This window comes from Chroococcidiopsis sp., from assembly GCF_051657925.1.
GTDB lineage: Bacteria > Cyanobacteriota > Cyanobacteriia > Cyanobacteriales > Chroococcidiopsidaceae > Chroococcidiopsis.
In genome coordinates, this window is the sequence record NZ_JBOFLP010000186.1 from 1 (window position 1) to 10620 (window position 10620).

General features: G+C 43.2%; 10 protein-coding genes and 3 pseudogenes. 4 read left to right on the top strand and 9 right to left on the bottom strand.

Going from position 1 to position 10620, the window contains the following annotated elements:
- Positions 1-85 (top strand): annotated as a pseudogene (locus tag ACRC32_RS14990) (IS1 family transposase); the annotation flags it as partial.
- A 126-nt stretch (positions 86-211) separates the two neighbouring features.
- Here ACRC32_RS14990 and ACRC32_RS14995 read toward each other — a convergent pair.
- The 8 genes and pseudogenes from ACRC32_RS14995 to ACRC32_RS15030 form a co-directional block, all read right to left on the bottom strand.
- Positions 212-1546, bottom strand: coding sequence for a DUF2235 domain-containing protein (locus ACRC32_RS14995; RefSeq protein ID WP_438554724.1), 1335 nt, complete (start codon positions 1544-1546; stop codon positions 212-214).
- A 53-nt stretch (positions 1547-1599) separates the two neighbouring features.
- Complete coding sequence (locus ACRC32_RS15000) at positions 1600-2859, bottom strand: styrene monooxygenase/indole monooxygenase family protein (protein WP_438554725.1); 1260 nt, start codon at positions 2857-2859, stop codon at positions 1600-1602.
- A gap of 96 nt (positions 2860-2955) precedes the next feature.
- Positions 2956-3264: a DUF4278 domain-containing protein gene (locus tag ACRC32_RS15005; RefSeq protein WP_438554726.1), complete on the bottom strand. Its 309-nt coding sequence runs from the start codon at positions 3262-3264 to the stop codon at positions 2956-2958.
- 192 nt (positions 3265-3456) lie between these two features.
- A pseudogene (locus ACRC32_RS15010) lies at positions 3457-3555 on the bottom strand (Mo-dependent nitrogenase C-terminal domain-containing protein); the annotation flags it as partial.
- Positions 3556-3688: 133 nt separating this feature from the next.
- Positions 3689-4294, bottom strand: a complete 606-nt coding sequence (locus ACRC32_RS15015) for a hypothetical protein (protein ID WP_438554727.1) — start codon at positions 4292-4294, stop codon at positions 3689-3691.
- The gene (locus ACRC32_RS15020) at positions 4263-5627 is read right to left on the bottom strand and encodes a flavin monoamine oxidase family protein (protein ID WP_438554728.1); all 1365 of its coding nucleotides are present in this window, start codon (positions 5625-5627) and stop codon (positions 4263-4265) included. The genes ACRC32_RS15015 and ACRC32_RS15020 overlap by 32 nt, the downstream gene beginning before the upstream one ends.
- 372 nt (positions 5628-5999) lie before the next feature.
- Entirely contained in the window at positions 6000-6047 is a 48-nt protein-coding gene (locus ACRC32_RS15025; protein WP_438554733.1) for a hypothetical protein, read from the bottom strand.
- Between the two features lie 535 nt (positions 6048-6582).
- Positions 6583-7716, bottom strand: a complete 1134-nt coding sequence (locus ACRC32_RS15030) for a cob(I)yrinic acid a,c-diamide adenosyltransferase (protein WP_438554729.1) — start codon at positions 7714-7716, stop codon at positions 6583-6585.
- A 239-nt stretch (positions 7717-7955) separates the two neighbouring features.
- On the opposite strand from ACRC32_RS15030, the gene ACRC32_RS15035 reads away from it, so the two are divergent.
- Positions 7956-8735: an ABC transporter permease gene (locus ACRC32_RS15035; RefSeq protein WP_438554730.1), complete on the top strand. Its 780-nt coding sequence runs from the start codon at positions 7956-7958 to the stop codon at positions 8733-8735.
- A gap of 252 nt (positions 8736-8987) precedes the next feature.
- Here ACRC32_RS15035 and ACRC32_RS15040 read toward each other — a convergent pair whose 3' ends face one another.
- Positions 8988-9821: an endo-1,4-beta-xylanase gene (locus ACRC32_RS15040; RefSeq protein WP_438554731.1), complete on the bottom strand. Its 834-nt coding sequence runs from the start codon at positions 9819-9821 to the stop codon at positions 8988-8990.
- Between the two features lie 243 nt (positions 9822-10064).
- Between ACRC32_RS15040 and ACRC32_RS15045 the strand changes: the two genes are divergently transcribed.
- A complete protein-coding gene (locus ACRC32_RS15045; protein WP_438554732.1) occupies positions 10065-10346 on the top strand; it encodes a hypothetical protein in 282 nt (93 codons plus the stop codon).
- Positions 10327-10620, top strand: a pseudogene (locus ACRC32_RS15050) (hypothetical protein); the annotation flags it as partial. The gene ACRC32_RS15045 and the pseudogene ACRC32_RS15050, both read left to right, overlap by 20 nt.

Consider the following 10620-nt stretch of genomic DNA (forward strand, 5'->3'; position numbering starts at 1 on the left):
TATTTGTTTTTCCAAGACAATTCTGATGCATGATATTGTGATTGGGCTGTTTATTAATCGATCCGAGTTTGGTTTGTCAATTTAACCTTTATCAACACTTCTACAACACCTCCCAATAGTTATAGCTATTCTCAGTTAGATGAGGTACACGGATCTGTAGGGGCGCACGGCTATGCACCCCTACAGATGTATTGCACATACATGGGAAACGCTAGATTTTCCAGTCTGGAAACTTTTCTGGATATTCTTGAATATAACTTTCAAGATTTTTTGGTCGATAAAGTTCAGTAGGAGGGATATCTTTGTTAAAGGGGTAATGCCAGCGGTTTTTTACACTCTCATGAAATTGGGCAGATTCTAAATTGGAAACTCCAGTAATTTCGCGCTGATATCCCCCTGCTAATCTATAAAAGATATCGGGTTCGTTGTTGAATGCAGCCCGATAGTTGTGGTTGATTCCGCCTTCAACCGCCGTCTGGTCGAACTCCAGTTTTAGACCCAGAGCTGTAATTCGATCCATCATCCATGATAAAGCTGCATCCGATAGCCCCGTCTCATTCCAACTACCACCACCAGTACAACCGTGAGTGCCTGGAAACCATACTTGCTCTAGCGTTTGATTACCCGCTCTAGAACTTTTTTGCATTGGAGTAACATTAAAGACTCTGCGAATCTCGTCAATTGCTATAGCGTGCAAGGCATTCTGAATAATTGAACTGAGATAGGTATCGTGAAATTTATATTTTCGATTTATCAATCTGCTCAGAACCGGAATTCGATCGGGTACGCCTAACGCTCCAACTGTATCCCAACATCCTAATAAGGTAATCTTAACCTCGCGCCTACTTTCTCGATCGCCTAGCAGTGGAATTTGATAGCGATTTAGTAATTCTCGCACTTTATCTTCTTTCTGTTGCAAATCCTGTCGGACTTTTTCTGAATCAGGATTTTCCGTTGCTTCTTCTAATGAAAGAAAGCTGCGATCGCGGTAAATTTGATGCGCCTTATCTCGGCATTCTTGATAAAGTCGCTCTTGCTGTTGATAAACCTGCTCTGCTTCAGAACTATATTCGCCTCTTGGGGGAATTCTAGGTACTTGGCGGAATTTTTCTTTCTCCCGCAAAGTGAGTTGGCGATCGCGATATATCTGATACATATAAGGTGCTTCGCGGATATTTTGACGCAGCAGTAAACCTCCGGTACAACGAATTAATCCCGCGAGACTGCGTACAGTATAAGCACCTCGACTGAAACCAAATAAGTAAATCTCGTCACCAATCTCATAATTTAGACACAAAAAGCGATAGGCATCCTGAATATTAGTGTCAATCCCGATTCCGAAGGCTCCACCCAGAATTCTATCGGCTCTAGCAAATAGCTTTTCTGCTTGATTTCCCGCTCCAATACCTTCATCGTAGAAGACAAGTTGAGGAATTCCATTGCTGTCTATAGGTGCGATCGCTTGGGCAATTTTAACAACGTTAGTTGGATACGGGCTAGATAAGTTTTGCCAAGTTCCATCGCAGCATACAATTAACCGTTTCATCTTTTATATTTCTTGGTTTCTGAATAATTTGTTTGCATGCGAACGCAATTAATTCATATTGCTAAAACAGTTTTGCAATGGATACTGGGCATTGCATTCTTTTGTGCTAGATAATTCTTGGCAGCTTCCGGTTCAAAAAACCATGAAGATAAGCTGGGTGGATGGTTGAAACCTTGTAAGTAATCTTTGATAATTTCTGGATTTTCAGCCATTGCTACCATCAAATCTTGTAAATGAGCTGGAGGTGTTAATAAACAATCCGTCAAGGCACGGCTGTACTGAACGTAATGCCAAAATTCATCAAATATCCCTTGCATCCAAAACTCATCAAAGCGGCGATCGCCATGTTCGATGATGCGTTGCGTCACCAGATGTGCCATTTTTGTAGCGTTATTCGCTCCCTGTGCCGCGATCGGATCGTGCAAGAGAACGACATCACCAATGCCCATCACCACTGCACCGGATGGCAAGCGTCCGATCGGCTGACGCACGGTCGGCGTAATTGCACCCTTGACCCAGGCTCGATCGTCCACCAATTCCAAATCGGCGATCGCGTCGTAATAGTCGGGTTTTAACTGCTGAATCGCTTTTTTGCCCACCTCCAGCAGTTCTTGACCGCTTTGAGCCTGGGAGAATCGATCCATTGCTCCACCAATGCAGGCTCCAAAGGCAAGTAAAGTAGAAAGTTTGCCATTGGCGTAGAAAGGAAGTTGAATGATTTCGCCAACACTCGGTAAAACCGTCATTCTAGCCGTATGTAGATCGACTGGATCTCCCTTGAATCCAGTAGTAATTAACGAGACGGCGTGGCGTTGTGGCGAGTCATGTTCGAATTTTTGGGCATCTCGCTCAAATAAAGTCGAAAAAGAGCCTCTACCCGCAGTTACTACAACTAAGTTGTAAGTTTGAACATACTCCTCTAAGTCTTCTGGTGTCGTGGCTTGGATTACCAGTTCACCCCCACGTTTGACAAATTCCTGCATCCAAGTGGGAAACTTCAGGCGTTGATCGATTCCTTGCCAATGCTGTTGTAAATCGGATGACAAAACTAAGGCTGTATTTCCTTGGGGATCGCACACCTCATTGCGAAATCGCACGCAGTCAGGAAACTCTCGATCCCAAAAGTTTAGTCCTAAGTTACGTTCGAGTTGTAGTGCGTCTGGAAACAAGACTGGCGTTCCCATTGGTTTGCCATTTAGAATCGCTTCGGGGGTGCGTTCGCTAAACAAAGTTACTGCATACCCCGCATCAACCAGACCAATACCTAGTATGAGTCCGGCTTGACCAGCCCCAATAATTGCAATTTTTCGCATACTAAATTCTTCGCTGATTTTAAGTCTAGATATTGTAATTTAGGGTTCTTCCAGTGGAACTATGCTGCCCAAGAGGAAAATTCCGCGTTTCTCATACTAAACTCGAAACAGCCTATTTAGCAGGCTACACGAAGGCGCTTGTGTAGGAGATTTTTCGACTTGAGCGAGAAATGTAACTTCCCCGCGCGCAGTTTTGCGAACAAAATAGGTAATGCCTCGATAGATTGCTTGATAGGTTACTGGTCGTGCAGATTCTACAGGTTGGGCGTTAGGATTGAGTTGATAGGTCACGCCACGGTAACTGAGGTTATAAGCTGCTCCAGGTTCGCGAACTTGTTGAAATGGGCGATTGGAAGCTTGAGAAGGATGGCGATCGTATGTTGTACCGCGATAGGTCAGTTTCATGTTTCGTCTCCTGAATGTATTGTTTTTTATTGAATTGCTAGTTTTGTTGAGCGGTGAGGTTTCCCTCGTTCGTTAGCCTTAATTTATCGGCAAGGAACGAGCGATCGCATCGAATAAATGTCACGTTTAGACCATTACATCTGTCATATTCGACCTTCTTAAACTAAAGAACTGCGAGCGCATTTCTTACTGTTAGCAATATAGAAATACATCTTCACCGCACTCATCTACTAGGTAAGTTAGAGCTTTGAAGCGCAGCGCAACAACTTGTTCGTGTAGAGGGTTGAGCTTGCATAGAGGAGGTCACTTGCGTGCGGGGGTTTCCTCCGTTGAGCAAAGTGACCGTGTGGAATGTGAAACAAAGTCAAGAACAAAATTAAATAGATAGACAGAAAAAAGAGTAAACCAACTCGATTTACTCGTTTTAGCCTCGCAATGAAATTGAGCAGCTATAACTCACTCCCTCAACTTCCTCAGCTCTCTTCCCCCTCATTCCCACCAAACGCCGATCGCGCCACGCTGGATCGTCGTCCAATTCTTGCTGCGGAGTCGGTAGCAATCCCCCGCGTCCTGTCACGATAAACGAACTGCCTTCGGTGGTAGCTCGACAGCCAGAGACAATTAAACCCGATATATCCACGACTTGCGCGGGTAATTCGACTAATCCACGGTTGAGTTCCACCTGCTCGATATTCAGTTGGACGTTGCCGCTTAAAGCTGAAGTCGCTCCGGTAGCGGTAATATCGCTCAACGGGGTGGGGCGATCGCGCAACCCAATCCCGAAGATGCCAGTCGCATTTATGGTGACATTGCCACCACGCGCATTCTCCGAATTGGCGCTGATGTCACTGTTGTCAAAAGCAGCGAGGAAATCGGTGTCGATGTTAATGTTGCCTCCACTGACGTTTTCTCCCTCAGCGTTGGTATCGCCTCCTTGTCCTCTTGCTTCTGATTCCACTCGGTTAAAAATGAAACTTTCATTATTTAGGGAGAGATATTTATCCCAAAATAGCAGCGACAGCGGCTTCACCCGTCTCAATTGCTCCTTCCATATATCCCTGCCAATCAGCTATATGTTCCCCTGCAAAGTGAACGTGTTTAAACTTTCTTTGCAAAATAGGACGAATATTAAACCATTGATTTTTGCCGTAAAAAGCATAGCTTCCTCTGGCAAATTCATCATTTCCCCAATAATGATTGATCTGCTTTAAAGCATACTGTTCTGTATCGCCAAAAATTGGTTTTAACGCACTTTCAACTAATGCATTTCTCCCCGCATTGGATTGCCTAGCAAAAATATCAGCTTTGTCACCAATCGTATAAGAGACCAATGCACCTTTGGTAGAAGCTTGATTTTTAGTAGCGTGGTAGAAGTAATGAGCGGGTCCATCAGTGATCAGATCGAAGCTTTCATCCTGCCAAAATCTACGATTGTACAAAGTGGCATATTTATTGATTCGACTATATTGTAATGCGTCGATCGCCTCTAATTTATCTGCTGGTAAAACTGGATTCCAGCGAATATCTTTCATTACCGTTGTCGGCAAAGTACAAATAACTTTATCAGCAGCGATCTTGTCTCCATTGGCACAGGTAATTGTTACCGATCGCCCCGTTTGTTCAATTGCTACAACTTGACGATTGAGGAGAATCTTATCTCGTCCAATTTTCTCTGCTAAAGTTTTGGCTAGCTTGCTATTACCTCCTTTAATTTTATAGTCCATATGATAGGTTTCTTGCGATTCAACATATTCATCTAAGGCAAGAAAAGCAGAAGCAAAACGAATACTTTCACCCAAATCTGTACTTTTAATTAACTCGATAAAATCTAAGTCTTTATCTTTAATACCGTTGTCAACTAAATAACGCCACAAGTCAATCTTATCCAATTTCATCTTATTGGCTTCACTTAGATTCGAGTAAGCCTGTAGCAAATTATCTAATTTATTATTGCAAGCATCGGAAAAATCCCATTCATTTTGACGAAAATATTTACCTTGATATAACAAATGGGTATTGAACTGATTATTGTGCAATTCCAAGCCCAATTCTTGACAAAGAGAAATAACTCGCTGATGAGAAGCACCAATCCACTCTGCACCTAGTTCCACTGCTAAATTTTCATTTTCATCGATCGTCTGAGAATAAACGCGCCCGCCCAGGCGAGAACGTGCTTCTAAAACAGTTAAATCGATACCTTTCTGAGATAAAAGGTATCCTGCTGCGAGTCCTGATAACCCAGCACCAATAATAATAATTTTTGGTTTGTAATTAATTGGAAATAAACTAAAAACTTTGGCGGCTGCTACAGCTTGAATTGGAGTAATAATTGCTTGTTCGATGAAGTTTCTGCGGGTCAGCATAACTTTTCATCTTATGGTAAATGGTAATTGGTCAGTCATTTATCAGTAGCTTGTAGGGCATCGCCAACTACAAACTAAAACTGATTGAGACACCAGAACTAGTCGTGTGGGCAGCGCCCACTACGAACCAAAACTGATTCAAACGCCAGATATTTTCAGGCTTAAACTCAAGTCCGAAAAAATAGGCGCAAAAAATATTTATGTCTATGCAGATTTCACCATATAAGAATATGGCACTACTAAACCCTTATAACTGCGATCGCCTTCCAAAAGAAAACTAGCGGTTATCAGAAGAGAAGCTGAAATCGACGAGAAAAGATTTAAAACCTATGTTCAGTGCCAGCTATAACTTTAGACGGAAACACTCTAAATTTATTCGCTGCGATCGCGGCAACTGACGGCAACAGCTATTATTGTCACTAGTTATCAGTCACCCATGACTAATGACCAATGACAGCCATAACGCTAAATCTTATAAAGCGTTTCAGAAAAAATAGCTATATATCAGGTATTCCTGCTTGATAATACATAAAATTTGCCTTGTTTTTGTGCTTTGCAGCTAAAGGCTAGGAAATTCGCGCAATTTTTAGATAACCTGCCAATAATGACTCAGTTTACCTTTAGCTTGTTTTGTTGCTTTCAGTTCTTAAGTCATAAAATTTTCTTGCGATTAGCAATAATAACAGTATAGCATTTAGGTTGTTTAGTCAACGCTAAACAACTCGTAAAAATAAAAAAATGCTACGATAGCTGTCGCTCAAACTAAGTTACAGCAAGACTTTCAACTGAAAAAAACTACTTTTTTTTCCTAGTAAAAATATCAGTAAACATCATCAAGTAACCGCCAATTAGGATCGCGATCGCAATGCCACCAGTAATCAGATCTAATGTTTGAGTGTTTTCCATGAATTTTTATGGGTACTTTGTAGAGGCGTAGCACGTAACGTCTCTACAATTAAAAATCAACGCCGCTTTTGAGTTCTACTCCACTATTAGCATAGTGCTTGTGACAGTATACCTCGGAGTGAACTGCAGCCAAGTCGAAATAAGCAGGGGGATTTTGACAGCGCCCAGTGATGACAATCTCCGTGTCGCGGGGCTTGCGCAGTAGCGCTTGCATAATTGGCTCAATCGGCAACAATTCTAAATCTACAGTTGGGTTCAGCTCGTCGAGGATAATAGTTTTGTACAAACCAGAAGCGATCGCCACTCTAGCAATTTCCCAACCCCGTTCGGCTTCTACATAGTCGAGTTCTTGCTGTTGTCCGCGCCAGACGATCGCATCGCGTCCGCAGCGCTGATGGTCAACCAAATTCGGATAAGTTTGCTGTAAAGCCGCGATCGCGGCATCCTCAGTGTAGCCGCTACCACCTTTGAGCCACTGCATAATCAGAACGCGGTGGGAATTATCCTGACTAATCCCTCTGCCAATCGCTTGCAGTGCCTTACCAAGGGCGCTGGTAGACTTACCTTTACCCGCCCCCGTATAGATTTCAATTCCAGCAATTCCCTGCATCTCAGCTGTAGGGTGATGGTGCGGGCGCATTTCCGAGTGCAGATCGGCAATATCGAGCAGTTTTTGGGGTGCGCCGCGTCCTGTGGCGATAATTTCGATTTCTTCTAGCTTTGACTGGAGAACGCTGACAACTTCATCCACGGGTAGCAGACCTAAATCTAACACCGGATTGAGTTCGTCCAAAACAATCACGGAATACAAACCAGAAGCGATTGCCCCTTTAGCAATATCCCAACCCCGCTGTGCCTCTAGGCGATCGAAACGGGTAATTTCGTCAGGACCAAAAAATTCGGCTCGTCCCGTCCGTACTTGGTCGATTAAATGAGGAAAACCTTGTTGTAGAGCCTTAATTGCCCCATCTTCATCGTAAGCCCGTCCTGGTCCCTTAAGAAACCGCAGTAGCAAAACGCGGGTATCATTGCGGCTGTGAATTCCTAAGCCAATCGAGCGCAAGACCACGCCTAAAGCCGCTTGAGACTTACCTTTACCCGCGCCATCGTAAACGTGAATCTGACCGACAACCCGCTGCGATCGCACCTGAGCCGTTTTTATTCCGATACCGTTCCTACTCACAGTCGTCCCCTCTTGGCGTGCCGTCTTAGATTGTAACTGAAGCTTCTATCCTCTGGGCATTAGCAATTACAACAGTTAAAACAGAAATGGTCATTGGTCATTGGTCATTTATGAGGAGTTAGGAGTCAGGAAACTTTGGATTTCAGATTTTGGATTTTGAATGACTTTGTCTCCCTTGTCTTCCTTGTCCTCCCTACTCCCTACTCCCTACTCCCTTTCTTCACTGATAACTGAACATTATGAATCCAACTAGGGTGTTTACAATTGGCTCGAATGTGTTTCGGGAAGTGGTGCGCGATCGCATTCTCTATATCATCGCTCTATATGCTCTACTCTTGGGTGGGGCGGTGATGCTAATTCCCCAAATTGCAGGGGGGGCTGAGGATAAAATTATTCTGGATTTCGGTTTGGCGGCGATGAATGTTTTGGGTTTAATTGTCGCGGTGTTTGTCGGTACGGGATTGGTGAATAAAGAAATTGAAAAACGTACCGTATTGGTATTAATTGCTAAACCTATCAGTCATAGTGAGTTTATTACGGGCAAACATTTAGGACTAGCAGCTGTTTTAGGTGCTTTGGTAACAGCCATGACAGCTATTTTTCTTGCTTTGCTGCAATTAAATCAATTGACTTATCCGCTAGGCAGCATACTTTTAGCAGTCGTTTATTTGTTTTTGCAGTTATCTTTAATGACGGCAATCGCGTTAGTTTTAGGAGTATTTACCAGTACAGTACTAGCTACCTTACTCTGTTTTGGCATTTATTTGATGGGGAATTTGAGTCAAGATTTATTAGAGTTCGGACGCTTGAGTAAAAATCCCGCGATCGAACAATTAGTGAGAAATTTGTATCTTGTCTTACCCGATCTATCGCGACTAGATTTAAAAAATCAAGCTGTTTATGGTTTTTCTGCCTTACCCGATGCGATGACGCTCATAACTAATGCTATCTATGGTGTAGTTTATACAGTATTAATGTTGGCGATCGCAATTATTGTGTTCTCTCGTCGTGAATTTTAGATGAAAAAGGCTTGCCACTAACACTAATTCTGCCTGTTATGGCGGGGAGCCGATCCCCCCTAACCCCCCTTAATAAGGGGGGAAATAATGGGAAATAATGCTTTCCTTGATGAGGGGGAAACAATGATTGTATTAATGAGAGAAAAAAATTCTTTCCTTCATGACCAGGGAAACAATGCCCCCCTTTTTAAGGGGGGTTGGGGGGATCTTCTGCGGCGTAGTCATAAAAAATTGATTAAACAACTTTCACTTTTAAACTTGTGTTTGAAGTCTTCTCCATGCAAGCCAAAGTTTAGAAGATTTACGACGCTGTTTCAGATGCTCGAAAGCAAGAGCAATGCCATTCCAAGCTAACTTACGATTCATTTCAGCATCATACGGTAGCGAGCTTACTGGCGTGCCATCTTCTCTAGGTGCATAATTAGAAAGCCATGTATACTTATCGCTCAATCCCCAAGTAATTGCGCCCAAAACCGCTGGTTCCTCCAAGACTACCGAGAGAAACTGTTTGTAAACTTCAGCAACCATGCGATCGCGTACTTTAATGTCTGTCGGCATACCTGCATCTCCAACGTCCATTTCAGTGATAATGCTCTTTAAACCCAAACTAGCAACATCACGCAAAAAAGTTTTCAGTTTTTTGGGGCTAAAATTATCTAATTTGCCTATATGAGATTGTAAACCTAAACCGTGTATGGGAGTATCTTTAGATTTCAATCTTTCTAACCATTTTAATACCGCTGCTCGCCTTTCGTCGTGATAGGGAATATCGTCTTCCAAAGCGTTATCGTTATATAGCAACAAAGCTTGCGGATCTGCGGCAGCAGCAGCACGAAACGCCATTTCAATATAATCGGGTCCTAATAATTCTAACCACGGCGTTTTTCTTAATCCATCCGGTCGTTTATCGGAGGTTAAAATTGCTTCGTTCACTACAGACCAAAAATGAATCTTTTTAGCATAGCGGGTCACGACTTTATTAATATGTTGAAGTAGTATCTGTTCGGCATTTTGCTTATTCAGCTTTTCTTCCAACCACTGAGGCATATATTCATGCCATACCAAATGAGTAGCACCAACTAACATTTAGTTGTTGAATATCTCCAGGTTGGACTAATAAACCATTTTTCCCCGAGACAATCAAATCGGGAATTCCCCTACTGGCGTTGTGATGACAGGTAATCCCCACCCCATTGCTTCGGCGCGCTCGGCAAACTCAACGAGGAGCTAAGTATCTCCTACAAGGATTAGTTGTCTGCAAGCAGTGTGGCTATTCCTACTACGGCAAACCAGTGAGTAACAAAGCAGCTAAAGGCAAAACCCGCGACTATGCTTATTACCGCGCTCATCGGCACAGATGCCTATCGTTTTGGTGGTCAACGCATCTGTTCAAACACTCAACTCCGGACAGATTTATTAGAAGTTGCTGTCTGGGCGGAAGTACGAGCACTACTAGAAAATCCACAAAGACTGGAGCAGGAGTATCACCGTCGTCAGCAAGAGCCGACTAATGCTCAACAATTAAATCTAGCCAATTTAGAAGCTCAAATGTCTAAGCTGCGTCAAGGAATGGGGCGGCTAATTGATAGCTATGCGTTTATGTTTAATTGATAAGGGTGAGTTTGAGCCACGGCTAACTCGTCTCAAACAACGGGTAGCAGTGCTGGAAGCTCGAGCAAAACAGGTATCTGAGGAAATGTCATTGCATACCCAGTTGCACTTGATCGTCACTCGCTTACACGAGTTCACTGCTAGAGTCAAGAATGGTCTAGAGCAGGTTGACTGGGCAACTCAACGTGAACTCATTCGCACTCTAGTTAAACAGGTTGAAGTCGAGCAAGGACAGGTAAATTTCGTGTTCCGAGTCAGACCCAATTCTTCGACT